Genomic DNA, 24,620 nt, shown 5'->3' on the forward strand with positions numbered 1-24,620 from the left:
GATTGCGGGCGGTTTCCCGGCGGTTGTCAGCCGTCCGCCGGCCCGTACCGGATGCGGTGGCAGAGCGCCGGGAGGTCGCCGGAGGAGAGCTCGGGCAGCACCCGCGGCAGATCCTCGAAGGCCGACTCACCGGTGATCAGCGCATCGAAGGCGGGGTCGGCGAGCAGGTCGAGGGCGACCGCGAGGCGGTCGGCGAAGGTACGGCGGGGCCGGGCCGGGGAGACCGTGCCCACCTGGCTGCTGCGGACGACCAGCCGACGGGAGTGGAAGGCCTCCCCCAGCGGCAGGCTGACCTGCCGGTCTCCGTACCAGCTCAGCTCGATCACGGTGCCTTCCGGCGCGAGCAGTTCGAGCGAGCGGGCCAGCCCCTGTTCGGTGGCGCTGGCGTGTACGACCAGGTCACAGTCGCCGCGGGCGTCCGCGGGCGGCGCGAAGTCCACCCCCAGTGCCCGGGCGGTGGCGGCGCGCGCGGGGTCGGCGTCGACCAACTGCACCCGGACCCCGGGGAAACGGGCCAGGACCGCGGCGACGCTGCAGCCGACCATGCCCGCGCCGACCACCGCGATCCGGTCGCCGACCAGCGGCGCGGCGTCCCACAGGGCGTTCACCGCGGTCTCCACCGTGCCCGCCAGCACGGCCCGTGCGGCGGGGACGGTGTCCGGTACCGGGGTGACGGCGCTCGCCGGGACGACGAAGTGCGTCTGGTGCGGATACAGGCAGAAGACCGTACGGCCCAGCAGGTCCTGCGGGCCCTCCTCGACGACGCCTACGTTGAGGTAGCCGTACTTGACCGGTGCCGGGAAGTCGCCTTCCTGGAAGGGCGCACGCATCACGGCGTGCTGACTCTCGGGCACGCCGCCACGGAAGACCAGGGTCTCCGTTCCACGGCTCACTCCGGAGCAGACCGAGCGCACCAGGACCTCGCCGGCGGCGGGCTCCGGAAGGGCTTCCGTCCGGATCTCGCCCTGACCTGGAGCGCTTAGCCAAAAAGCACAAGCGGCACGCGGCATCGGGATCCTCCTGGACGCTACGGCGATGGTTCATCGATGCTGGGGATCATGAGGACGCCGTCACCCTACGCGGCGCCCTTCGACTCCGCTACACATCCCGGGAGGCAGGGTGGCCGTACAAGAGCTCTACGACACAAGGCCGTTCGGGCCGGACATTACGGCCGGTATGGGTGTTCAACTGCTGGTTCTGGAAGTCCTGTGCCGGGTGGGCGGTCTGGGCACCGTGGGGTGGTTCACGGGGTGCCTCTTCGCCGTGGCCACCTGGGGCGTGCTCACCGTCGCCCTGCGCCGGACATGGACCACGTCGTTCGGTCCTGCCAACCGCGTCACGCTGGCCCGCACCATCCTCGTCGGCGGGGTGACCGCGCTGGTGGCGGACTCCTTCGCCCGGCACACACCGGTTACCGTGCTGATCGTGTTCGCCGCCGTGGCGCTGGTCCTGGACGCCGTCGACGGACAGGTGGCCCGGCGCACCGGAACGGCGACGCCACTGGGGGCGCGCTTCGACATGGAGGTCGACGCGTTCTTGATCCTGGTGCTCTGTGTCCATGTCGCGATCCCGCTGGGCGCCTGGGTACTGGCCATCGGCCTCATGCGGTACGCCTTCGTCGCGGCGTCCTGGGTGCTGCCGTGGCTGCGCGGTGACCTGCCGCACAGCATGGCCCGCAAGACCGTGGCGGCGCTGCAGGGTGTCGTACTGGTCGTGGCCGGTACGGGGATCCTGCCGCGGACCTCGGCGGCCTGTGCGGTGGCCGTGGCGCTGGGGCTCCTCGTGTGGTCCTTCGGACGCGATGTGGCGTGGCTGTGGCGGACCGGAGCGGGCGAGGCGTCCGCGGTGGGCATCGGCGGCCCTGTGCTCGCCGGCCTCCGTGTCACGTCCCGGCGTGCCGGCCCAGATAGATGACCAGTGCCAGGAAGACCAGCAGCAGATGGGTCACGACGATGGAGAGCAGCACCTGCCGCCACGGGCTGCGCCGTGGAGCCCGGTGGGCGAGCAGTACCGCACCGGGCAGCCGCGCCAGCTGTGTCCCGGGGCGCACCGCGGTGGCACGGGCCCGGCGGACGCCGCAGCGCGGCGGGGGGCGGTGGCGGGCGACGCTCTCCGGGCACGCCCGGCCGTGTCCGCGAGCGGTGCGCAGCGGCCCCCGTCCGGGGGGACGTCCCCGGCAGGGCCGTACGGTCCCCGGCCCGAGGGGCGTGGGTATGCAGGTACGGGAGCGGACCGCCCGCCAGGGCGGCGGTCCCTTACGCCGTGGTGATCCGGACATCCGCTTCACCCTTTTCCGCTGGTGAAGGGGCGGACCTTGCCCGGGCGGCCACCGTCCTCGGGGCGCGGGGTCCGAAGCGGCAGGAGGAGCCGGAAGAGGCGGATCACGAGACCGCCCCCACCCCGCCGGGCGCCGGCAGGGCGCCGGCCTCGGCCTGCCGCAGCTCGGTGAGGAGCGCGTGCTGCCCGGCAAGCACCTCGGTGAGGACCCGACGGGCGGCGCACAGCAGCTCCGCGACATCGCCTCCGGCCAGCTCGTAGACGACGGTGGAGCCGCTGCGGGTGGCCGTCACCATGCCCGAGCGGCGCAGCACAGCGAGTTGCTGGGAGAGCGCGGACGGCTCCACCTCGATCGCGGAGAGCAGCCCCCGCACCGGCATCGGCCCGTTCTGGAGCAGTTCCAGCACCCGGATACGGACCGGATGACCGAGCATCCGGAAGAAGTCGGCCTTGGCCTGACAGCGCGGAACCCAGGCACCGTTCATGCCCGCGCCCCGCTTCCGGGGCCGGGCCCGGACCGCGCCGCGCGCACCCGTATCCGTAGCCGTATCCCTACCGGTTCGGCGAAACCGCCCACGCATATCCTCCGCGTTCAGGCCGACCGGCCGTCGCGTCATCTGTTGAATTGCGGAATTCTGCAACTGTAGACGACGGGGTCGGGCAACTTGAATGGGTGTACCGGACAAACCGGGGGCACGCACGGCGCGGACGCCCCGGCGCCGCCCGCTCCACCGGGCCGACGCCACCCCGGCACCCTCCGTCCCCGTCGGCGCCGGGCCGCGGGTTCCGCCGTCCGCCCGGACCGTGGTGTCAGTCTCCGGACCGGCCGAACTCGACTGCCCACAAGGCAAGTTACCGCACACTCGGGCAGGCCCCCTCGCCGCCGGCACGTCCGGGAAGCCGCCGTCCGTGAGGCCGGACCCTCCGGACGCCGCCCCGTACGTTCCGTGTGGAGCGCAGCGCGGCGGAGCGGGCGGGCTGACTCCGGCGGCCCCCAAGGCCCGGGATGCCCCGGACGGCCCCGGACGCGGTGCTCCCCGGCAGGCTCCGAGCGGCCGCCGCCCCCCCCCGTTCGGCGCCATCTCCCGGGGCCGTTGGGGTGATCAAACGCGCCGGCGGCCCTGAGCGGGTGTCGTCGGGCGGGCCTGACGCGTTGGTCTTCCGTGACCCTTTCCCGCGTCCGTCCATGGTTTCTGCCGACCAGCCTCGCGGCCTTCCTGACCGAGGCATGGCCGGACGGATCGGCTGACGACCCGTCGGACGTCCGGCCCGACGCCCCGTCCGGCACGCCGTCCGATACCCGGTCAGGTGATGCCCCGGCCGGCCGCCGGCCGGGTGCCGGGGCGTCCGATGCTGCCGACGAGGACCGCCAGAAACCCGCTGACCGGCCCTGACCGGCCCTGACCGGCCCTCCGGTGCGGCGCCCGGCAGCGGACTTGACGGCGTGTCGAAAGCTGGCCTCTGCACGCACCGTCATCATCGGGTCACCACATGTGGCGAGCGGAAGTGATCGCCCATAGCTTCGCTTCATGGCGCTACGACAGATGAAATACATGGGCTGCGTCGCCGCGATGCTGGTCGGCGGACTGGGCGCGGCATCGCCGAGCGACGCAACGGAACGAATCGTCGTCCACCCCGGTCAGTCGATCCAACGGGCGGTGGACAGAGCGAAGCCGGGTGACACCGTCATCCTCCGGCCCGGCCTCTACCGGGAGAGCGTGGTCATCCGCAAGTCGCGGCTGCGCCTGGTCGGTGCGGGCCCCAAGACGGTGATCGGCCCGACCGGCAAGCGGGCCGGGAACATGTGCGCGAAGGCCGGCAACGGCATCTGCGTCATCGGCACGGCGGGCCGGCCGCTGCGGGACGTCAGCATCCGTTCGCTGACCGTCAAGGGCTTCAAGAAGACCGGCGTCTGGGCCTCCGGCACCGACCGGCTGGCCGTGCGCCACGTGTACGCACGGAACAACGGCGTGTGGGGCATCGCCCAGGAGAAGTCCGTCCGCGGACTGTTCCGGGACAACGTCGTCACCGGCAACGGCGACTCCGGGATCTTCCTGGCCAACACGGTCAAGGAGGAGGGCGGGGCCACCGACACCCGGGGGGCCGCGGTCACCGAGAACTACCTCGCGAGGAACCGGGTCGGCATCACGGTACGCCGCGTCAGAAACCTGGTGGTCGCGCACAACACCATCACCGGGAACTGCGCCGGCGTCTTCGTCGTCGGCGACGAGTCCCGGCCCCGGGCGGGAGCCCTGGCGGTCCGGAACAACACCGTCGTCAAGAACAACAAGTACTGCCCCGCCAACCCCCGCCTGCCGTTCCTCCAGGGGTCCGGCATCGTCCTCACCGGCGCCGAGAAGACGCTGGTGCGGCGGAACCTGGTCCGCGACAACGTCGGCAAGTCCCCGCTCTCCGGCGGCATCGTGCTCTTCCACAGCTTCGTGAAGGCGACCAACCAGCACAACCTCATCATCGACAACCTCGTGCTGCACAACAAGCCGGTGGACCTCGCCGACCGCGACCCCAAGGGCAAGGGGAACCGGTTCATCGACAACATCTGCCGGACCTCACAGCCGCCCGGTCTGTGCCGACGGCACGAGGCGCACGAGGCGCAGCCCTCTTCAATCGGAGAATAGAGGCGCAATGACCACCGTAAGTCCCACCCCCCAGCCGGCCATGCGGCTCAGGGAGCTCGTCTTCGGCGCCGCCTGTGCGGCGGCCGTACGGGCGGCGGCGCAGCTCCGCGTCGCCGACGCACTGGGCGACCGGCCCACCACCGCGGAGGAACTGGCCGCCGCGGTCAAGACCGAGCCGCGGCCGCTGGACCGGCTGCTGCGCACCCTGTCGTGCTACGGGATCTTCGAGGAGACCGACGACGGCAAGTACGTCCACACCGAGATGTCCCGGCTGCTGCGGGAGGACTCCCCCAACAGCCTGCGGTACATCTCGCTGTGGTGCACCGAGCCGTGGACCTGGGCGGCCTGGCCGCGGCTCGACGACGCGGTGCGCACCGGCCGCAGCGTCTTCGACGACCTGTACGGCAAGAGCTTCTTCGAGTACCTGCACCAGGACGCCGGCGACTCGGCCGAGGTCTTCAACCGCGCGATGACCACGTCCAGCAAGCAGTCGGCGCAGGACCTCGCGGACCTGCTCGACCTGAGCGGTGCGTCGTCGGTGGCGGACATCGGCGGCGGCCAGGGGCATGTGCTCGCCAGTCTGCTGGAGAAGTACCCCGCTCTCGAAGGCACCCTGTTCGACCTGCCCACCGTGGTGGCGAACCCGGACCCCCGGCTGCGCGACGGCGGCCCGCTCGCCCCGCGGGTACGGGTCGTGCCCGGCGACTGCCGCGAGGACATTCCGGTCCGGGCCGATGTCTACATCATCAAGAACATCCTGGAGTGGGACGACGAGAGCACCCGCCGGACGCTGCACAACGTCGTCGCGGCCGCCCGTCCCGGGGCCCGCGTCGTGATCATCGAGAACCTTGTCGACGACAGCCCCTCGATGAAGTTCACCACCGCCATGGACCTGCTGCTGCTGCTCAACGTCGGCGGCGCCAAGCACACCAAGGCGAGCCTGGTCAGCCGGATGACGGAGGCCGGCCTGAAGGTCGGCGAGATCCGGGAGGTCAATCCGTACCTGCACGCGTTCGAGTGCACCGTCCCCGAATGAACATGACCCGGCACGGCAGGCCGCCCGGTGAGGAGCGCTCTCCTCACCGGGCGGCCTTGCCCGTGTCCGGGACGGCGCGGGAACCGGGGGATCGCCTCGGCTCCGCGTACGCGTCAGCCGCTGCCGTCGCGCTGCCAGCTGTAGAACTGCTGGGCCATCGCGTCCTTGGGGCTTCGCCAGGTCTCGGGGTCGTACGCGCTGACGAAGGCGGACAGCTTGTCGCTGACGGCGCGGAACTCGGGGTGTTCCGTCACCTTGGCGATCTCGGGGCCGGGCGGCCGGTCGGATTCGATGAGGTGCAGATACACGTCACCGAACTGGAAGAGGGTACGCCGCGAGACGCCGACCAGATGCGGCAGTTCCGTACGGTCGGAGGCCCGGAAGACCTCGGCGATGTCCGGAGCCGAACCGGGCGCCATACGAGCGACGATCAGAGCGTGGTGCATCAAAAAGATCCCTTCATTGCCGCCGGGCGGCGGTCCGCACGCGGCCTGGCGTGCCGTCAGCTGACGGTGGTGGACCGGAGCTCGCGGTCCCGCTGCTCGATGCGGTCGCGGATGAGCTCCATCTGGATCCGGGAGTTGCGGTTGATGAGCTCGGTCATGCCCTTGTCGTCGACCGGGGCGTCGGGCTTCATCGCGAAGTCCTGGGTCCAGTGCATGGAGGTGCCGCCGGGGATCTCGGCGTACTTCCAGTGGATGTCCATGTGCGCGAACGGGCCGGTCTCCACGCGGCGGGCACGCACGGTGCGGTTTTGCCGGTCGATGACGCGCTCGGAGACCCAGCTCCAGACCGTGCCGTTGTCGTCCGGGTGCATCGTCAGCCGGAAGGTGGTCTTGTCACCCTCCCTGGACAGCACCTCGACCGAGGCGTACTCGCTGAACAGCTGCGGCCAGTTCTCGATGTCGTTGGTGATGTCCCAGACGAGGTCGAGCGGCGCCGCGATGGTGATGTCGTTCTCGGTGTGGCCGGACATGTCAGGCTCCTGTCGTAGACACGTTCTCATGGACGGTGGGGACGGTTTGAGCGGCGTTGACGAGGGCGAGGAAGTCGCGCGGCGTCTTGCAGCGCTCCGCGTCGGTCGGCATCGGCCGGCCCTGCCGGTTCTCCAGCTCGCCGACGATGCCCAGGAGGCCGAGCGAGTCCAGGCCGAACTCGTTGAACGTCGCGTCGGGCCGGTTCGCCAGCTCCTTCGGGTCGACGGTGAGCCCGGCGGCGGACTTCATCAGCGCGGCCAGCTCATTGAGCGTCAGTTGAGCGTTCATGTGCGGTTCTCCTTCTCACGAGGGGGACGGGGAGCCCTTCCGCAGCACCATTGCCGCGTTCGAGCCCATCAGCCCCCGGCTCAGCACCAGCGCCGTCCGCAACTCGGCGGGACGGGCCCGGCCGGTCACCACGTCGAGGTCGTGGCAGACGTCGACGACGTTGGGGGTGGGCGGCACGACGCCCTGTTCCATGGAGAGCACCGCGGCCGCGGTGTCCAGAACGGGGGCGCCGCAGTACGCCCGCCCGGTGCCGGTCTTGGGTGCGGTCACCGGGACCTGCGAGGCGTGCCGGCCCAGGGCGTCCGCGATCGCCAGCGCCTCGGCCCGGTCGGCCGCGGGCACGCCGAGCGCGTCCGCGAAGACCACATCGATCTCCTCCGGGGCGCACCTCGCATCCGCCAGTGCGCCACGGATCGCATGCGCGAGCCCGTCCCGGGACTCCTCCCACAGGGAGGCCCCGGTGAAGGTCGCGGCGTGCCCGGCCAGTACGGCCCGGACGCTCGCCCCACGGCTCACGGCCGCCGCCTCTTCCTCGACGATCAGCATCGCGCCGCCCTCGGCGGGGACGAAACCGCAGGCACCGCTGGTGAACGGGCGGTAGGCCCGGGCCGGATCGTCGAGCTTGCTCAGATCGTCGTAGCCGAGCTGGCAGACGACCGAGTAGGGGGCCAGGGGTGCCTCGGCGGCACCCACGACGACGGCATCGGTGCCGCGCCGGATGGTGCGGCCGGCGTGCGCCAGGGCGTCCAGACCACCCGCCTCGTCGCTGGCCACGACTCCGCACGGCCCCTTGAAGCCGCCGCGGATGGAGATCTGTCCGGTGCTCGCCGCGTAGAACCAGGCGATCGACTGGTACGGGCCGACGTGGCGGGAGCCCTGGCCCCAGAGCCGTTGCAGCTCCCGCTGGCCGAACTCGCCGCCACCGGATCCGGCGGCCGTGACGACGCCCACCGCGAACGGTGAGTCGTTGTAGTCGGCACGGCCGAGCCGGGCGTCGTCCAGCGCGAGGTTGGCCGCCGCCATGGCGAAGTGGGTGAACCGGTCGGTCTGGACGAGGTAGCGCTCCTCGATCAGATCCGCCGGATCGAACCCGCGGACCTCACCGGCAACCTTGAGCGGAAGGTGCTCGCACCCCTCACGGGTCACGCGGTCGAGGACGCTGATGCCCTCGACCGTCGCCTTCCAGAAGGTCTCGGTACTCACCCCGTTGGGGGCGATGACACCGATGCCGGTGACGACGGAACGACGTGTTTTCGGGGAGCTCATGATGCCCTCCCACCCTGTCGGGTCAGTACCACCGCTGACTGGAATCCACCGAAGCCGCTGCCGACCGAGAGCACCGAACGCAGCGGCAGCTCCCGTGCGGTCCTGGGCACGTAGTCGAGATCGCACTCCGGGTCCGGAGTCTCGTAGTTGGCCGTGGGCGGCACCACTTGATGGGTGAGCGCCAGCACACAGGCCACGATCTCGATCGCACCGATGGCCCCGAGCGAGTGGCCGACCATGGATTTGATGGAACTCATCGGGATGTTGCGGGCGTGTGCGCCGAGCGACCGCTTGACCGCGGCCGTCTCGTGCCGGTCGTTCTGCTGGGTGCCCGAGCCGTGCGCGTTGACGTAGTCGACCTGGGTGGCGTCGATCCGGGCGTCGCCCAGGGCCCGGTTGATCGCCTCGGCCATTTCCAGGCCTTCCTGGGTGAGACCGGTCATGTGGTACGCGTTGCCGAAGGTGGCGTAGCCACGGATCTCACAGTGGATCGTCGCACCGCGGGCGCGGGCGTGTTCCAGTTCCTCCAGGACGAGGACGGCGCCGCCCTCCCCCATCACGAATCCGTCGCGGTGGGCGTCGAACGGCTTGGAGGCGTGGGCGGGATCGTCGTTGTTCGCGGACGTCGCCTTGATCGCGTCGAAGCAGGCCACGGTGATCGGGGAGATCGGTGAGTCGGACGCGCCGGCGATGCACACATCGACCCGGCCCTCCTCGATCGAGTGGAAGGCGTACCCGATGGCGTCGAGACCGGAGGTGCAGCCCGTCGAGACGGTCTGCACCGGGCCGTGGGCCCCGATCCGTTCCGCCACCGCGGAGGCGAGCGAACTGGGAGAGAACGCCCGCTCCAGATAGCGGCCGGCCGGCCGGTGGTCGACATCCCACCGCGCACCGTGGTTGCTGACGGCGACATAGTCGTGCTCCAGGCGCGTGGTACCGCCGACCGCGGTGCCCAGGGACACCCCGATACGCCAGGGGTCCTCGGTCTCCGTGTCCAGGCCGGCGCTGCGCAGCGCCTCGTCCGCGGCGACCATCGCGAACTGGATGTACCGGTCGGAGCGGGCCACCTCCTCCTCGCTCAGCCCGTGGGCCGCGGGGTCGAAGTCGCACTCGGCGGCGATACGCGAGCGGAACCCCTCCGGGTCGAAGAGGGTGATGCCACGGGTCGCCGTGCGGCCTGCGGACAGCAGGTCCCAGAAGGCGGGCACACCCACGCCGCCCGGAGCGACGATCCCGACGCCGGTGACCGCCACGCGGCGGGTCATGACACCGGCTCCGTGCGTTCCGGTGGTGCGGCCGGTGTGCTCTCTTCCGTGCCCTCGGTGTCGACGTGGCCGAGCTCCGGGCGCGGGGCCAGCGGGCCGAGATGGAAGACCATCCGGGCCTCCACGTCTCCGACATTGCGGAAGCGGTGCCGCATGTACGGGGGGATCAGCAGCCCCTGGTCAGGGCGGAGCGGGTGCGGTTCCCCGTCGAGGTCCACTTCGAGCGAGCCCTGGACGACGTACACGAACTCCTCGGAATAGGGGTGGTAGTGCTCGCCGATGCGCTCGCCGGGCTGCACGAGTGCCATGCCCATGAAGCCGCTCGTGGCGCCCACCGCGCTGGGTGTCAGCATGGCGCGCAGATCACCTCCGCGCCGGCGGTTGGGCTGGGTCTCGCTGAGGTCCACGATGCGTGGGCGGTACGTGGTCATGGCTGCTTCCTCCAGGGGCTGGGGCCGGGGTGTTTGAGGGGAGAGACCTGCTGCGGCCGGGCCCGTTCAGGCGCCGGGTGCCCGGCGGTCCGTGATGAGGGCCATGTCGGCGCGCTCCAGGAAATGTGCGAGCTCCCGGTCGTTGGACAGACCGCCGGCCACTTCGGTGTCCAGCAGACGCCGCAGCACGGCCGTCTTACGAGGACCGCGCACGCCGAGCGCCAGCACGGGATCGCTCTCGATCGGGATCCGGAGATCGATGAGGCGGACGACCACGTCGTCACGCTGGAAGATGGTGCTGCCGGCGATGGGGCAGGCCGCATCGTCCGCTGCCAGCTCGTCCTGGCGGGCGAGCATCTGGGCCAGCGTCATACCGCAGCCTTCCTTGGCGGGGTAGAACAGCGCATGCCGCTTGATGCCGTCGGGCTGCTGTCCGCCCGAGGCGACGTGGTGCACCGCGGGCAGGGCCGCACGGGTGAAGAACACCCGGGCGGAGTTCGGATCGCTGAGGTCGCGGTCCTGCTCCAGATAGGGGTTGATGGCCTCCTCGACGGCCCGGACCTCGGGCTGCTGGGAGATGTGCCGCAGCGCCGCGACCAGGTCGCCCTGCACCTCGACGGCGCGCACGACGCGGTTGCCGTGCATGAAGAGAGAGGTGCGGCGCAGCCGGGTGGTGTCGTCGACCCGGGCCTCCGGGGAGGTGTACCCGGCGAGGATGTCCGCGACCATCGATTCGCTGCCCGGCTTCACGGTGAAGGTCAGCGCGTGCCGGACCACGCCGTCGCCGACGCGGGGGTTGGCCTGCAGGCGGCCCTTGGGAGGCTCGGGCGCGAGGCGGGCGACGTTCGAGGTCTCGCGCAGGACGCTGAAGCGCAGCGACCGGGTGTCACGGACACAGCCGTGCAGCGGCTGGACCATCTTGACGTGTTCCTCGCTGTTGACCCAGGCCAGGAAGGGCGGTGCGCTTTCCCATTCACTGGTGATGAGCCACTGGGAGGGGTTCTCGATGGACTGGCACAGCTGGTCGGTGATGTGTCCGGGGACGGACGCGACCTGGTTGCGCAGGTGCTCGTAGGCTTCGAGGAAGTCCTGCTGGGCTCCGTCGTGGAGGTCCAGAAGCAGCACGACCCTCAGCCGGGAGCCGTCGAAGGCCGACTGGGATATTCGTTCCGACAGCGTTGTCATCGTCTACGCATCTCCTTCGGGGCCCGATGGCCCCAGTGGTGCGTCGTCAGTTCCGGTGCGATCCGGGGGACTGAGCCGGTGGTGGGGGCGGCCCTTTCCGGGTGTTCCGGGGGACGTCCCGGATTCGATCGTCGCCGCGACCCACGGGTGGCGCGAGATCTGTGAGCCATGCAGGTGAACCGTGATCGAACAGGCTCTGAGCCGGGCATTCGTGCTCCATCTGCCGTAAGCGTCCCTGGAGCTGGAGCACGCAATGAATCCCACCGTCGAAGACCGGGTGCCGGTACTCGTCGTGGGCGGGTCCCTGGTCGGCCTGTCCGCGTCGCTGTTCCTGGGACGCCTGGGCATCAGACATCTGCTGGTCGAGAAGCACGCGGACACCTCCCGCCACCCGCGCGGGCGGGGCAACAACGTCCGCACCATGGAGCTGTTCCGGGTGGCCGGAGCGGAGCAGGGGATCCGCGAGGCCGCGTCGGTCCTGGCCGACAACCACGGGATCCTGCAGGCCCGTTCGCTCACCGGCGACGACCAGGAGTGGCTCTTCAAGGAGATCGACCCGGGCGGCGGGCTGGCCCGCATCAGCCCGTCCGCCTGGTGCCTGTGCAGCCAGAACGACCTGGAGCCCGTACTGGTGCGCTGTGCCCGCGAGCACGGTGGTGACCTGCGGTTCTCCACCGAGCTGAGCTCCTTCGAACAGGACGCGCAGGGGGTGCGGGCGACGCTGAGGAACCGGGAGACCGGCGAGCTGTCCACCGTGCACGCGGACTACCTGATCGCCGCCGACGGGCCCCGCAGTCCGGTCCGCGAGCGGCTGGGCATCGGCCAGACGGGGCCCGGCGACCTGTTCCACAACGTGAGCATCACCTTCCGCGCGCCGCAGCTCGCCGAGGTCGTGGGCGACCGCCGCTTCATCGCCTGCTACTTGACCCACCCCGAGGCCGACGGCGCCCTGCTGCCGGTCGACAACAAGGCGGACTGGGTCTTCCACGCCCCCTGGCACCCCGACGCGGGCGAGACCCTGGAGGACTTCACCGACGAGCGCTGCATCGACCACATCCGCCGGGCAACAGGCGTACCGGACATGGCAGTTGAGATCACCGGGAAGGCCCCCTGGCACGCTGCCGAGCGGGTCGCCGAGCGGTACGCGGACGGCCGGATCTTCCTCGCCGGCGACTCGGCCCACGAGATGTCCCCCACCGGCGCGTTCGGCTCCAACACCGGCATCCAGGACGCCCACAACCTGGCCTGGAAGCTCGCCGCCGTGCTCAACGGCGCGGCGGGCCCGGAGCTGCTGGCGACCTACGAGGCGGAGCGGCAGCCGGTGGCGCGGGAGACCAGCGCCCGCGCCTCGGCACGCTCGGCCGAGCACAGCCACCCGGGGTACGCACCGGCCCCCGGTGCGGCCGGCGGCCGGCAGCGCGGGGTGCTCACCGTCGCCCTGGGGTACTGCTACCCGCAGGGCGCGGTCGTCGGCGCCGACCCCGCGCTGCCGGTGGTACCCGACCAGATGCGGCTCACGGGCGAACCGGGCACCCGCGCCCCGCACATGTGGCTGCGGGCCGGCGGCGAACGGCGCTCGACCCTCGATCTGTACGAGAAGTCCTTCGTCCTGCTGACCGGTAGCGACGGCGAGATGTGGCGCACCGCGGCCAAGGGCGCCAACGAGGAGTTCTCCCTCGGGCTGGACTGCTACCTGATCGGCACCGGTCCGAACGACGACCTGGCTCCCGAGGACGGCGCCGACTGGGCCGAGAAGCACGGGACGACGCCCGAGGGTGCGGTGCTGGTGCGCCCCGACGGGTTCGTGGCGTGGCGGGCCGAGGGGCGGGTGGCCGACCCCGAGGCGGCGCTGCGGGAGGTTCTTGCCGCGCTGCTGTGCCGGAGCTGATCCGCCCGGCGCACCCCCGCCCCGTACCCACAGCGAGGGCCGGGCGGGGCGACGGACAAGACTGTCGTTGACGGAGGGGCCGGTGGAGCGTCCACCGGCCCCTCCGTCACGCGCGAACGTATCTTCTGCCCGTCACCACCGCAGGGGCATCTCGGGACCGCCCCGGCCGCGTCCCGCAACTCGGGGGCCGATTTCCGGTTGAGTCCGGACATGGACGCCAAGAAGCCCGCCGCACACCCCTTTCAGCGGATCTCCCTGCCCCACCAGCCGCCGGCCCTGCCGCCGCCGGCCCTGCCGCCCCCCGCCCCGCAGGCGCGCCGCCCGGCCGCGGAGGAGACACCGATCTTCGACCAGCTGCTCAAGGAGTGGCGCGCGGGGGCGATCCGGCCGGTCGTGTCCTGGCCGGTCGACGATCCGGGGAAGACCGGGACGGGCGGCGTGGTTGGCACGGATGATGGCCGTCCGTATCCGCGGCCCCGTGACGAGGAGCATGCCCGTGAGCCTGTACGACATCCCCCTGCGCACCCTGACCGGTGAGCCCGCTTCGCTCGCCGGCTACCGGGGCAAGGCCCTGCTGGTGGTGAATGTGGCGTCCAAGTGCGGGCTGACCCCGCAGTACTCCGGTCTGGAGCGGCTGCAGCAGCGCTACGCCGACCGTGGTTTCACTGTGCTGGGCTTCCCCAGCAACCAGTTCGCGGGCCAGGAGCCCGGCACCGCCGAGGAGATCGCCACCTTCTGCTCGGCGACGTACGGCGTGAGCTTTCCGCTGTTCGAGAAGACCGACGTCAACGGCGCGGACCGGCACCCGCTGTACACGGCGCTGACCGGCACCGAGGACGCCGAAGGGGCGGCCGGTGACGTCCAGTGGAACTTCGAGAAGTTCCTGATCGATCCCCAGGGCCGGGTCGCGGGCCGCTTCCGGCCGCGCACCGAGCCGGAGGCGGAGGAACTGGTCACCGCCATCGAGGCGGCCCTGCCGGCCTGAGTTCCGGTGCCGCGCCGCCGGGCCGTGGGCGGGGGCGGTCCGTCGGCGCTCTGCGGCATACGGCCCGGCGGCGGCATGGCGTCCGGCGGCCGGGCGGCGAGGCGCGGGTCAGGCGACGGCCGTGCCCGCGGCGTCCGTGGCCGTGTCCGGGATCGCGGCCGTATCCGTGACCGCGGCCGATCCGGAGGGTCCGGCGGCTCCGCCCCCGTCGTCGCCCCCGGTCTCGTCGGACAGGATCTCGAAGCTGCCGGTCAGCCCGGTCATCCGCAGCAGCCGGGCGACGCTGCCGCCGCCGAAGACGCCGGTCAGCCGCAGGCGGCCGCCGCGCTGCCGCGTCCGGTAGCGGGCGCGGCTCAGCAGGGACAGTCCGGCGCAGTCGATGAACGTGACCGCACGGACGTCGACCACGAGGTCGGTGCCCTGCGTACCGGTGATCTCGTCCAGCCGGTCGGACAGCACCGACACGGCGAGAATGTCCAGCTCACCACGGAGTTCCAGCACGGTCGTGCCGCCCGCGGCGCTGCTGGGTCCCACGAGTCTCGGGTAGTACTGACCTGTATCCATCGGCCCGGCCCACTTTCGTGCCGAGGCGCGGGATATGGCCACGCGTCTGCGGCGGAGATGTTCGGAAGGTGTGGGGGGCGCCCGGCGCGATCCGGGCGGTTCGGCCCGTTACCGGGTCGTCGGTGGTGCGGCGGTGTGTTGTCTGAGTCCCTGTGTTTCTGCTGCTGTGCCCGTAGTTGTCTACGGCTTACCCGCGGGCCGCGCCCTCAAAGTCCCGGCGTGCGCCTGAGCTTCAGGTTGTCTCAAAGTCGCCCCCGGCGGGCGTGGCCAAGATAGATGACCACGAGCCGGGCCGCGGGGTCTGACAGGCAGCGCGGGCCGCCGGATCCCGAGCACTCCCTGCACCGCCACCCAGGTGACCGGCCCGCCGACCGCCTTCCCGGCACCCACCCGGGCACGCATCCCGGGAGCCCCCAATAGCACTCTTTCGGGCGAATTACACTGTCCGGACCGCCGGAAAGTGAGAGGTGTGTCCTGAAGCCGCCGGAGCCCGCGGGAGATCTCCCCGACCGCACCGCGCAAAGCCTGCGCGAGCTCGCCGGTGGGCCGGCCTCCCGGCTTCCGCAGCTGCTGGAGGCGATGGCGGCCGTCGGCTCCGACCACGACCTCGGCCGCGCTCTGGGCCGCATCGCCGAGACCGCCGCCTCCCTCACGGGTGCGCGCCACGCCGCCGTCAGCCTCCGCGACGAGGACGGCGACGGGCCCGGCGAGCCGGTCACCCACGGCACACCCCCCGAAGGCGAGCCGCCCGCCGGAGGCTTTCTGGAGGTGCCCGTCCAGGTACAGGGCGAGCTGTTCGGCACGCTGTCCGTCGCGGGGAAGGGCGACGGCGGGCAGTTCAGCGACGCGGATCGGCACCTGGTGCGGATACTGGCCACCGAGGCCGGTATCGCCCTGAGCAATGCCCGGCTGCACTCCGCCGCCCGGCAGCGCCGGCGCTGGATCGACGGCGCGGCATCCATCACCACGGCCCTGCTGGCCGGGCCCGAGACCGGCTCGACGACCGCCAACGCCCTCACGGTCGTCGCGGAGAAGGGCCGGGAGCTGGCCGAGGCGGCGACCGGAGCGGTCCTGCTGCCGCACGCCGAGGGCGGTATGGAGGTCGTGGCGATCTCCACCGCGCTGTCCGAGGCCGTACGGACCGAGGCGTACCGCGGCAGGATTCCGCCACGGAGTCCGGTCGTGCACCAGATACGCGCCGGGCTCGCGGTCTTCTCCGACGACCTCGCCGACGACCCGCGCTCGATCTCCCCGATATCGCGGCACTACGGCCCGACGATGCTGCTGCCACTGCGCAGCAGCGGGCGGGTACTGGGCGCCCTCGCACTGTGCCGGATGTCCGGCGACCGACGCTTCAGCCACACCGAACGGACCCTGGGCACGCAGTTCGCCGCGCAGGCCGCGGTGGCGCTCGTGCTGGCCGACCGGCACCGGGACCGCGAGCGGCTGGCCGTCTTCGAGGACCGCGACCGCATCGCCCGCGATCTGCACGATCTGGTCATCCAGCGGCTGTTCGCCACCGGGATGCTGCTGGAGACCGCCCGGCGCAAGGCGCTGGTGCCGGAGGTACGGGAGGGGGTGGGCCGGGCGGTCGACGAACTGGAAGCCACGATCCAGGAGATCAGAACGGCCATCGTCGCGCTGCAGCAGGGGCCGCCCGAGGCGCCGCCCGGCCTGCGCACCCGCGTGCTGCGGGAGGCCGGCGCGGCCACCGCGGCGCTCGGCACCCGGCCGTCGGTCCGGTTCACCGGTCCGGTCGACACCCGGGTCGACGGCAAGGGCGCCCGTGAGCTGCTGGCGGCACTCCGCGAGGCGCTGGCGGACGTGACGGCCCCGGCCCCGGCCCCGGCCCCGTCACGGGCGCCGGCCCGGGTGGAGATCGCCGTGGACGTCACCGCCTCGCTCCCCGACGGCCGGCCGGGCATCCGGCTGACGGTGACCGGCCCGGACGGCGCCGGCCGGCCCCTGATCTGGGAGCGCCCGCTCCGCGGCGGGTGCGACGCCTGAGCCGCCCCCGGCCCCCTGTACGGCGCGCCCGGCGGGTGAAACCACCGGAATCGCTTGACCTCAACATTGGTTGAGGTCATACGTTCCTCGTATATCGCCGGTCACGCACGGCGATCCCGTGACGACCCGGCACACCGGAGGCCACCCATGGACATGGAAGTCACCGCCTGGCATGCGCTGCACAGCACGATGGCCGCGCAGCAGGGCAGACGCCGCTTCTCCCGCGGCACCCTGCGCCGCATCACGGCCTTCGCCCGGCCGCACCGCCGCCGTCTGCTGTGGTTCCTGGTCCTGAGCACGGTGACCGCGATGCTCGCGGTGGCCACCCCGCTGCTGGCCGGCCGGGTGGTGGACGCGATCGTGGGCGGCGACTCGGCGTCCCTCGTCCTCGGGCTGTCCGGGCTGATCGCCGCGATCGCGGTCGCCGAGGCCGGTCTGGGGCTGGTGACCCGCTGGCTGTCGGCGAGCATCGGAGAGGGGCTGATCCTGGACCTGCGGACGACCGTGTACGACCACGTCCAGCGGATGCCCATCGCCTTCTTCACCCGCACCCGCACCGGAGCGCTGGTCAGCCGCCTGAACAACGATGTGATCGGCGCCCAGCGGGCCTTCAGCGACACCCTGTCCGGGGTCGTCAGCAATATCGTGACGCTGCTGCTCACCCTCGTGGTGATGCTCGGTCTGTCCTGGCAGATCACCCTCATCGCGCTGGTGCTGCTGCCGGTGTTCGTGCTGCCCGCCCGCCGGGTCGGCCGGCGGCTGGCGGCTCTGCGCCGGGAGGGCGCCGACCACAATGCGGCGATGGGCACCCAGATGACGGAGCGGTTCTCCGCGCCGGGCGCCACCCTCGTCAAGCTGATGGGCCGCCCGGACCGGGAGTCCGCCGAATTCGCCACCCGGGCCCGCCGGGTGCGCGACATCGGGGTCCGTTCGGCCATGGTCCAGACGTACTTCGTCACCGCGCTCACCCTGGTCTCCGCCCTGGCACTCGCCGTCGTCTACGGCCTGGGCGGGTACCTCGCGCTGCGCGGACAACTGGAGCCCGGCGCGATCGTCTCCCTGGCCCTGCTGCTCACCCGGCTCTACGCCCCGCTGACCGCGCTGTCCGGCGCCCATATCGAGGTGATGAGCGCGCTGGTCAGCTTCGAGCGGGTCTTCGAGGTGCTGGACCTCAAGCCGCTGATCTCCGAGAAGCCGGATGCCCGCGCGGTCCCCGAGGGCCCGGTGTCCGTGGAGTTCGACTCCGTCCGCTTCGGCTACCCGTCCGCCGACAAGGTCTCGCTGGCCTCCCTGGAGGAGGTCGCCACCCTCGACACCCGGGGCGGCGAGGAGGTCCTGCACGGCATCTCCTTCCGTGCGGAGCCCGGCCAGATGGTCGCCCTGGTCGGCTCCTCGGGCGCCGGCAAGTCGACCGTGGCCCAGTTGCTGCCCCGGCTGTACGACACCGACTCCGGCGCGGTCCGGCTGTCCGGCGTGGACGTCCGCGAACTGACCGCCGCCTCGCTGCGCGACGTCCTGGGTATGGTCACCCAGGACGGGCATCTCTTCCACGACACGATCCGCGCGAACCTGCTGCTGGCCAGGCCGGAGGCGGCCGAGGAGGAGCTGTGGGACGCGCTGCGCCGGGCGCGTCTGGAGGACTTGATCGCCGGACTCCCGGACGGGCTGGACACCGTCGTCGGCGAGCGGGGCTACCGCCTCTCGGGCGGCGAACGGCAGCGGCTGACCATCGCCCGGCTGCTGCTCGCCCACCCCCGGGTGGTGATCCTGGACGAGGCCACCGCCCATCTGGACAACACCTCCGAGGCGGCGGTGCAGGAAGCACTCACCGAGGCCCTTGACGGCCGTACCGCACTGGTCATCGCCCACCGGCTGTCGACCGTACGGGCCGCGGATCTGATCCTGGTCGTCGAGGGCGGACGGATCGTCGAGCGCGGCACGCACGAGACGCTGCTGGCCGCGGACGGGCGCTATGCGGAGCTGTACCGGACGCAGTTCACCGACTCGGAGGAGCGGCGGGAGGCCGCCGGGGAGGCCCGGCGGGCGGATTCCGGTCCGGATGCCGTGCCGGAATCGGCGCTGGTGAACTGACGCCGCGCCGGACGGCCCCCGCCTCTTGGCGGGGGCCTCGCGGATGCCGAAAACTGAGATGATGACGCAGCGCGCGGAACACTCCACTGTCATGGACCGCCTCGCCCTCGATGATCTGATCACCGGGTACGCCATCGCCGTGGACGACGGCGACTGGCCCGGCTACCGGGCCCTGTTCACCCCGGACGGCCGGGCCGACTACCGCTCCGCGGGCGGCATCGAGGGCGGCGTGGACGAGATCGCCGTCTGGCTCGGCGAGATGCTGCAGCACTTCGCCATCCGGCAGCATCTGATCGTCAACCGCCGCATCACCCTCGCCCGCCGGGACGGTGCCTCCGGGGACTCCGCCACCGTCCAGGCCGACTACTTCAACCCGATGCGGCTCGCCGGGCCCGCCACGGAGGGCGGGGGCGGCCCGACCGCCCCCAATTACACCTGCGCCGGCCGCTACGAGTTCACCGCCCGGCGCACCGCCGACGGCTGGCGGCTGACCGGCGTCGTCGTCCACGAGAAGTGGCGTGAGGTATGGGTCGACGGTGAGTGACCGCCCCCGCCGGGAGTCCCCCGGTCCGGCCGTTGCGGCGGCCGCTCTTTCCCCGGTCGGCCCCGCCGCGCACACTGGCCGTCCGACCGGGCAGGACCGGAAGCGGGCCGGCCGCATCCAGGGAGGCCGCATGGACACACCGTCAGGCCGTCCGGCGCGGTGGCTCGGCTCCCCCTGGACCCGGGGCGTGGCCGCCGCGCTCGCCGGTGCGGTGCCGGCCCTCACCTTCCCCGCGCCGTCGTGGTGGTGGCTGGCGTATGTCGCGCTGGTGCCCTGGCTGCTGCTGGTGCGGTCGGCACCGACCCGCCGGCGGGCGGCGCTGGACGGCTGGCTGGGCGGCACCGGCTTCATCCTGGCCGTCCACCATTGGCTGCTGCCCAGCCTGCACATCTTCATCCTCGTGCTCGCCCTGCTGCTCGGTGCGTTCTGGGCCCCCTGGGGAGTGCTGGTGCGCGTGCTGCTGGGGGACGCGCCGGCGGCGGGCGGGGCGGCGCGCGGGGGGCCCGCGCGGACGAGGTCCGGGGAAGCCTCTGCGGCAGGGCGGCTGGCGACGGGCGCACGGTGCACCGCCGCGCTGGTGCTGGTGCCCTCGGGCTGGCTGATGGTGGAACTGGTCCGTTCCTGGGAGTACTTGGGCGGCCCCTGGGGGCTGCTGGGCGCCAGTCAGTGGCAGGTGCCGCCCGCGCTGCGGCTGGCGTCGGTCGGCGGGGTGTGGCTGGTGAGCCTGCTGGTGGTGGCGGTGAACACGGCGGTGGCCGAGCTGATCGCCCGCCCGGCGGCACGGCTGCCCGCCGTCGCCGGGCTGCTGGTGTGCGCGCTGGCGGCCACCGTGGCCTGGTTCTGGGCGCCGGTCCCCCGCATCACCGGCACGGTGCGGGTCGCGGTCGTCCAGCCGAACCGGACCGGCACCCCCGCGGCCCGCCTGGACCGCAGCGAGGCCCTGACCCGGTCGCTGGCGGGCCGCGGGGTGCGCCTGGTCGTCTGGGGCGAGAGCAGCCTCTACACGGACCCGGCGGACCACCCGGCGCTCGCCGCCCGCCTCGCCGCCCTCTCCCGGCGGACCGGCGCCGAGCTGCTGATCAACGCCGACTCCGCGCACGCCGAACGGCCGGGCATCTCCAAGAGCGCGGTCCTGATCGGCCCGGACGGACCCACCGGGGACCGCTACGCCAAGATGCGGCTGGTGCCCTTCGGCGAGTACATACCGTTCCGGTCCGTACTGGGCTGGGCGACGCGGGTCGGCAAGGCGGCCCCCAGCGACCGGCTGCGCGGCACCGGCGAGGTGGTGATGCCGGTCGCCGCCGCGGGCGGGCTGCGCATCGGGCCACTGGTGTGCTTCGAGACCGCCTTTCCCGACATGAGCCGCCATCTGGCGCGCGACGGCGCCCGTGTGCTGGTCGCCCAGTCCTCGACCTCGACCTTCCAGGACAGCTGGGCGCCCGCCCAGCATGCGTCACTGGCCGCGCTGCGGGCCGCGGAGACCTGGCGGCCCATGGTGCACGCCACGCTCACCGGCATCAGTGCGGTGTACGGCCCCCGGGGTGAGCAGATCGGCGAACGCCTGGGCACCGACCGCAGTGCGGCGGCCGTCTACGATCTGCCGCTGGCCGCGGGCACCAGCCCGTACACCCGGTTCGGTGACTGGGCGGTGTACGGGGCGATGGGTGCGCTGGTGCTCGCCGGCGGGTACGTGGGGCTGCGGGCGTTCAGCAGGCGGACTGCGCGAGCGCGTCGGTGATCACCCGTTCGCACAGCTCATGGGTGCGCAGGGCGTCCTCGGCGGACGCCTGCCGGCCGGCCCGGACGTCGTCCAGGAACGCCAGGACGATCTGCTCGATGCCGCGCTGCCGGGCGACCGGCACCCAGTCGCCGCGGCGCCGGATGCTCGGCTGCCCCTTGTGGTCGATGACCTCGGCGAGATTGACGACCTGGCGCTTGGTGTCCTGTCCGGAAACGTCCAGGATCTCCTCGGTGGATCCGCTCAGGCGGTTCATGGTGCCGAGAGCGGTGAAGCCGTCACCGGAGAGCTGCAGCACCACATGCTGCATCAGCCCGTCACGGATCCGGGCCCGCACATCGATGTGGTCGATCTCGCCGGGGACGAGGAACCGCAGGGTGTCCACGACGTGGATGAAGTCGTCCAGCACGAGCGTGCGCGGGTCCTCGGGCAGTCCGATCCGGTTCTTCTGCATCAGGATCAGATCGCGGGCGTGCTCGCGGCACTGGGCGTAAGCGGGAGCGAATCGGCGGTTGAAGCCGACGGTGAGCCCCACTCCACGGGCTTCGGCGAGCGCGACGAGGCGCTGGGAGGTGGCGAGTTCGTAGGAGAGCGGCTTGTCGACATAGGTCGGCACACCTGCTTCGATCAGCCGGTTCACGATCTCGGGGTGGGCGGCGGTGGCGGCGTGCACGAAGGCCGCGTCCAGACCGGTGGCGAGCAGCGAGTCCAGGTCGCCGTGGAGCCGTGCCCCGGGCAGCCGGTGAGCGGCGCCGACGCGTTCGAGGGTGGCCGGGGTGCGGGTGTGCAGATGCAGTTCGAGCCCGGGTTGGGTACTCAGCACGGGGAGGTACGCCTTCTGGGCGATGTCGCCGAGTCCGATGCAGCCGACCTTCACTCGTGCTCCTTGGGTTGCGCCGCGGCCCTGGTGCCTCGCGTGCCGGAAGCATACGTGCCGGCCATGGCCCCTACGGCGTCGCCCGCATCGTCCTGCGAGAAGCCGCCCGCCCCATCCGGCGGCGCCGAGCACGCCGCCTCACCGGGCGTAGACCACGGTTCTACGGGGTGTGGCGCGCGGTGCCGTCGAGCCGTAGCTGGAGCCGGTCGATGGCGTCCCGCAAGCCCTGGCGGTATTCGCCGTCGGCGAGGGCGTTGACCGAGGCCCGGGCGCGCCGCAGCTGCGCCCGCGCATCGGCAGGCCGGTCCAGGGCGGCGTAGTCGGCCGCGATATTGAGGTGCAGCGAGGGGAAGAATGCCCGGAGGGCGACGAGGGGGTGGCGGGGGCCGGGGCCGTCGGCCACCTTCGGCGCTTCCGGCGCGTCGGTGTTCCCGGGCCGTTCGGTGACAAAGCCCTCGGCCGCTTCCAGGGCCCTGAGGTCCCAGTCGAGCTCGTCCCTGGGGTCGTCCTGGGTGTCGGCCATGTAGTGGGCGAGAGTGCAGCGGTGGAAGGCGTCTCCGTGCGGCCCGATCTCGTGCCACAGCGCCGAGAGACGGTTGCGTGCCTCTTCCCGGTCGCCCGCGCGATGCAACATGATCGCCTGGCCGATCCGGGTCAGCATCCCGTCCTCGGGCGTCGCCTCCCGCCGCTTGTCCACCACCGTGCACTCCGTATCCGCTCACCACGGTCACTGCCGTTCCCCCGACGCTAACCGCCGGAGGGGACCTGCGCGCGGTGTGCGCGACGCACCGGGTGGTGGACTCCCCCGCCATGATCGGCCGGACGGGCCGGACGGCTCAGCCCAGGTCAGGGATCCGCCAGTCGATCGGGGTGTGCCCCTGTGCGGCGACCGCCGCATCGATCTGGGTGAAGGGGCGGGAGCCGAAGAACTTCTTCGCCGACAGCGGGGAGGGGTGCGCACCCTGCACCACGGCATGCCGCTCCTCGTCGATCAGCGGCAGCTTCTTCTTGGCGTAATTCCCCCAGAGCACGAAGACCGCCGGGTCGGGCCGGGAGGCCACGGCACGGATGACCGCGTCGGTGACCTTCTCCCATCCCTTGCCCTTGTGCGAATTGGGCTCGGCCTCGCGGACCGTGAGGACGGCGTTCAGCAGCAGCACTCCCTGCTGGGCCCAGGGCATCAGATATCCGTTGTCCGGAACCGGGTGGCCCAGTTCCTCCTTCATCTCCTTGTAGATGTTGCGCAGCGACGGCGGTGTCTTGACGCCGGGCTGCACGGAGAAACACAGTCCGTGCCCCTGGCCGGCGCCGTGGTACGGGTCCTGTCCCAGGATGAGCACCTTCACCTGGTCGTAGGGCGTCGCCTCCAGCGCCGCGAAGACCTGCTCGCGGGGCGGGTAGACGGGACCGGCGGCCCGCTCCTGCTCGACGAAGTCGGTGAGCTCCTTGAAATAGGGCTTCTCCAACTCCTCGCCGAGGACCCCGCGCCAGGATTCGGGCAGCATGTCGGTCACCACGTCAACAACCTCCGGTGTGCATTGCGTTCTCACTCCCAGAACCTACCGGCGACCACTGACAATGCCGTCCGAGGGCCGGTGGCCACGGTACCGGCCGCCCCGGTACCGGCCGCTGTGCCCAGCCGGTCCCCCGGCCATCTCCCCGGCAGGTCCGCCGGCGAACGAACGTGGTGCCGGCTCCCGACGGGGACCGGCACCACGGACGCTGTCTCCTGGAGCGCACACCACGGCAGGGCCTCCGGGCCCGCCCGGTGCCGTCAGACGCCGACGTTCAGGAACAGTCCGCCGTCCACGACCAGGGTCTGGCCGGTGATCCAGCCGGCGGCGTCGGACAGCAGGAAGGCCGCGGCCCCGCCGATGTCCTCCGGGACACCGAGCCGCCCCATCGGGTAGCCGGCCGCCGCCTCCTCCTCACGGTTCTCGTACAGCGCCGCCGCGAACTTCGTCTTGACCACCGCCGGCGCGATCGCGTTGACCCGCACCCCGGGGGCGAACTCGTGGCCGAGCTGCAGCGTCAGGTTGATCATGGCGGCCTTGCTGATCCCGTACGCACCGACGAAGGGCGAGGCATTGAGGCCGGCGATCGAGGCGATGTTGACGATCGCGCCGCCGTTGTCCTTCTGCCAGGCGTGCCAGGTGCGCTGCGCGAAGCCCAGTGCCGAGACGACATTGGTCTCGAACACCTTGCGCGCGACGCCCAGGTCGAGGTCGGCGACAGGGCCGAACACCGGGTTCGTACCGGCGTTGTTGACGAGGTAGTCGACGCGGCCGAAGGTCTCCATCGCGCGCTCGACGGTGACGGCCTGGTGGGCCTCGTCATGCGCCTTGCCGGCGACGCCGATCACCCGGTCCGCGCCCAGCTTCTCGGCGGCCTCCTTGAGGGAGTCCTCGTTGCGGCCGGTGATGACGACCCGGTCACCGCGGGCCACCAGTGCCTCGGCGATGCCGTAGCCGATGCCGCGGCTGCCGCCGGTGACCAGCGCCACCTTGCCGGTGAGCTCGGGGAGCCCGCTGTCCTGCTCGGTCATGTCCTGTACTCCTGGAGTCG

Annotated in this window: 25 protein-coding genes; 9 read left to right on the top strand and 16 right to left on the bottom strand. The window is 71.9% G+C overall.

Going from position 1 to position 24,620, the window contains the following annotated elements:
- Positions 1-26: 26 nt before the first annotated feature.
- On the bottom strand, positions 27-1,010 hold the full coding sequence (locus ABZ851_RS27950) for a zinc-binding alcohol dehydrogenase (RefSeq protein ID WP_361132985.1): 984 nt from the start codon (positions 1,008-1,010) through the stop codon (positions 27-29).
- A gap of 166 nt (positions 1,011-1,176) precedes the next feature.
- On the opposite strand from ABZ851_RS27950, the gene ABZ851_RS27955 reads away from it, so the two are divergent.
- Positions 1,177-1,914, top strand: a complete 738-nt coding sequence (locus tag ABZ851_RS27955; RefSeq protein WP_361133231.1) for a CDP-alcohol phosphatidyltransferase family protein — start codon at positions 1,177-1,179, stop codon at positions 1,912-1,914.
- Here ABZ851_RS27955 and ABZ851_RS27960 read toward each other — a convergent pair.
- Positions 1,883-2,278: a hypothetical protein gene (locus tag ABZ851_RS27960; RefSeq protein ID WP_088801881.1), complete on the bottom strand. Its 396-nt coding sequence runs from the start codon at positions 2,276-2,278 to the stop codon at positions 1,883-1,885. The genes ABZ851_RS27955 and ABZ851_RS27960 overlap by 32 nt on opposite strands.
- 103 nt (positions 2,279-2,381) lie before the next feature.
- A complete protein-coding gene (locus ABZ851_RS27965) occupies positions 2,382-2,762 on the bottom strand; it encodes a metalloregulator ArsR/SmtB family transcription factor (RefSeq protein ID WP_361132987.1) in 381 nt (126 codons plus the stop codon).
- 1,044 nt (positions 2,763-3,806) lie between these two features.
- On the opposite strand from ABZ851_RS27965, the gene ABZ851_RS27970 reads away from it, so the two are divergent.
- Positions 3,807-4,913 carry a right-handed parallel beta-helix repeat-containing protein gene (locus tag ABZ851_RS27970; RefSeq protein WP_361132990.1) on the top strand — a complete coding sequence of 369 codons (1,107 nt, stop codon included), beginning with the start codon at positions 3,807-3,809 and terminating at the stop codon, positions 4,911-4,913.
- A 7-nt stretch (positions 4,914-4,920) separates the two neighbouring features.
- Entirely contained in the window at positions 4,921-5,949 is a 1,029-nt protein-coding gene (locus ABZ851_RS27975; protein ID WP_361132993.1) for a methyltransferase, read from the top strand.
- 113 nt (positions 5,950-6,062) lie between these two features.
- Here the strand turns inward: ABZ851_RS27975 and ABZ851_RS27980 are convergent, their stop codons facing one another.
- From ABZ851_RS27980 to ABZ851_RS28010, 7 genes are all read right to left on the bottom strand, one after another.
- Complete coding sequence (locus ABZ851_RS27980) at positions 6,063-6,395, bottom strand: TcmI family type II polyketide cyclase (RefSeq protein WP_311625071.1); 333 nt, start codon at positions 6,393-6,395, stop codon at positions 6,063-6,065.
- A gap of 56 nt (positions 6,396-6,451) precedes the next feature.
- Entirely contained in the window at positions 6,452-6,925 is a 474-nt protein-coding gene (locus ABZ851_RS27985) for an SRPBCC family protein (protein WP_088796346.1), read from the bottom strand.
- A 1-nt stretch (position 6,926) separates the two neighbouring features.
- Positions 6,927-7,214 carry an acyl carrier protein gene (locus ABZ851_RS27990; protein WP_336050960.1) on the bottom strand — a complete coding sequence of 96 codons (288 nt, stop codon included), beginning with the start codon at positions 7,212-7,214 and terminating at the stop codon, positions 6,927-6,929.
- Between the two features lie 15 nt (positions 7,215-7,229).
- On the bottom strand, positions 7,230-8,480 hold the full coding sequence (locus tag ABZ851_RS27995; RefSeq protein ID WP_088796350.1) for a ketosynthase chain-length factor: 1,251 nt from the start codon (positions 8,478-8,480) through the stop codon (positions 7,230-7,232).
- Positions 8,477-9,745 (bottom strand): beta-ketoacyl-[acyl-carrier-protein] synthase family protein, encoded by a 1,269-nt coding sequence (locus ABZ851_RS28000; protein WP_361132999.1) that lies wholly within the window; start codon positions 9,743-9,745, stop codon positions 8,477-8,479. The genes ABZ851_RS27995 and ABZ851_RS28000 overlap by 4 nt, the downstream gene beginning before the upstream one ends.
- On the bottom strand, positions 9,742-10,176 hold the full coding sequence (locus ABZ851_RS28005) for a cupin domain-containing protein (RefSeq protein ID WP_361133002.1): 435 nt from the start codon (positions 10,174-10,176) through the stop codon (positions 9,742-9,744). Before ABZ851_RS28005 ends, ABZ851_RS28000 begins: the two co-directional genes overlap by 4 nt.
- Positions 10,177-10,242: 66 nt before the next feature.
- Entirely contained in the window at positions 10,243-11,361 is a 1,119-nt protein-coding gene (locus tag ABZ851_RS28010) for a SchA/CurD-like domain-containing protein (RefSeq protein WP_361133005.1), read from the bottom strand.
- 253 nt (positions 11,362-11,614) lie between these two features.
- On the opposite strand from ABZ851_RS28010, the gene ABZ851_RS28015 reads away from it, so the two are divergent.
- Positions 11,615-13,249: an FAD-dependent monooxygenase gene (locus tag ABZ851_RS28015; protein ID WP_361133008.1), complete on the top strand. Its 1,635-nt coding sequence runs from the start codon at positions 11,615-11,617 to the stop codon at positions 13,247-13,249.
- 242 nt (positions 13,250-13,491) lie between these two features.
- Here ABZ851_RS28015 and ABZ851_RS28020 read toward each other — a convergent pair whose 3' ends face one another.
- Entirely contained in the window at positions 13,492-13,698 is a 207-nt protein-coding gene (locus ABZ851_RS28020; RefSeq protein WP_361133011.1) for a hypothetical protein, read from the bottom strand.
- A gap of 47 nt (positions 13,699-13,745) precedes the next feature.
- Here ABZ851_RS28020 and ABZ851_RS28025 point away from each other — a divergent pair, with 47 nt between their 5' ends.
- Positions 13,746-14,234, top strand: a complete 489-nt coding sequence (locus ABZ851_RS28025; RefSeq protein ID WP_361133014.1) for a glutathione peroxidase — start codon at positions 13,746-13,748, stop codon at positions 14,232-14,234.
- Between the two features lie 108 nt (positions 14,235-14,342).
- Here ABZ851_RS28025 and ABZ851_RS28030 read toward each other — a convergent pair whose 3' ends face one another.
- Positions 14,343-14,768 carry an STAS domain-containing protein gene (locus tag ABZ851_RS28030; RefSeq protein WP_361133018.1) on the bottom strand — a complete coding sequence of 142 codons (426 nt, stop codon included), beginning with the start codon at positions 14,766-14,768 and terminating at the stop codon, positions 14,343-14,345.
- Positions 14,769-15,377: 609 nt separating this feature from the next.
- Here ABZ851_RS28030 and ABZ851_RS28035 point away from each other — a divergent pair.
- From ABZ851_RS28035 to lnt, 4 genes are all read left to right on the top strand, one after another.
- Positions 15,378-16,805, top strand: a complete 1,428-nt coding sequence (locus ABZ851_RS28035) for a GAF domain-containing protein (RefSeq protein WP_361133021.1) — start codon at positions 15,378-15,380, stop codon at positions 16,803-16,805.
- Positions 16,806-16,952: 147 nt separating this feature from the next.
- Positions 16,953-18,896, top strand: a complete 1,944-nt coding sequence (locus tag ABZ851_RS28040; protein WP_361133024.1) for an ABC transporter ATP-binding protein — start codon at positions 16,953-16,955, stop codon at positions 18,894-18,896.
- A gap of 61 nt (positions 18,897-18,957) precedes the next feature.
- Positions 18,958-19,440 carry a nuclear transport factor 2 family protein gene (locus ABZ851_RS28045; RefSeq protein ID WP_361133027.1) on the top strand — a complete coding sequence of 161 codons (483 nt, stop codon included), beginning with the start codon at positions 18,958-18,960 and terminating at the stop codon, positions 19,438-19,440.
- A 130-nt stretch (positions 19,441-19,570) separates the two neighbouring features.
- A complete protein-coding gene (gene lnt, locus ABZ851_RS28050; protein ID WP_361133030.1) occupies positions 19,571-21,178 on the top strand; it encodes an apolipoprotein N-acyltransferase in 1,608 nt (535 codons plus the stop codon).
- Here the strand turns inward: lnt and ABZ851_RS28055 are convergent.
- The 4 genes from ABZ851_RS28055 to ABZ851_RS28070 all read right to left on the bottom strand — a co-directional run bounded on the left by ABZ851_RS28055 (position 21,147) and on the right by ABZ851_RS28070 (position 24,600).
- Entirely contained in the window at positions 21,147-22,055 is a 909-nt protein-coding gene (locus tag ABZ851_RS28055; protein WP_361133033.1) for a Gfo/Idh/MocA family oxidoreductase, read from the bottom strand. The genes lnt and ABZ851_RS28055 overlap by 32 nt on opposite strands.
- Positions 22,056-22,215: 160 nt before the next feature.
- Positions 22,216-22,752 carry a hypothetical protein gene (locus tag ABZ851_RS28060; protein ID WP_361133234.1) on the bottom strand — a complete coding sequence of 179 codons (537 nt, stop codon included), beginning with the start codon at positions 22,750-22,752 and terminating at the stop codon, positions 22,216-22,218.
- A 139-nt stretch (positions 22,753-22,891) separates the two neighbouring features.
- Positions 22,892-23,560, bottom strand: coding sequence for a uracil-DNA glycosylase (locus tag ABZ851_RS28065; protein WP_088801884.1), 669 nt, complete (start codon positions 23,558-23,560; stop codon positions 22,892-22,894).
- Between the two features lie 269 nt (positions 23,561-23,829).
- Positions 23,830-24,600: an SDR family oxidoreductase gene (locus tag ABZ851_RS28070; RefSeq protein ID WP_361133036.1), complete on the bottom strand. Its 771-nt coding sequence runs from the start codon at positions 24,598-24,600 to the stop codon at positions 23,830-23,832.
- Positions 24,601-24,620 lie beyond the last annotated feature (20 nt).

This window comes from Streptomyces sp. NPDC047049 (assembly GCF_040643995.1).
In the GTDB taxonomy this organism is placed as follows: domain Bacteria; phylum Actinomycetota; class Actinomycetes; order Streptomycetales; family Streptomycetaceae; genus Streptomyces; species Streptomyces mooreae.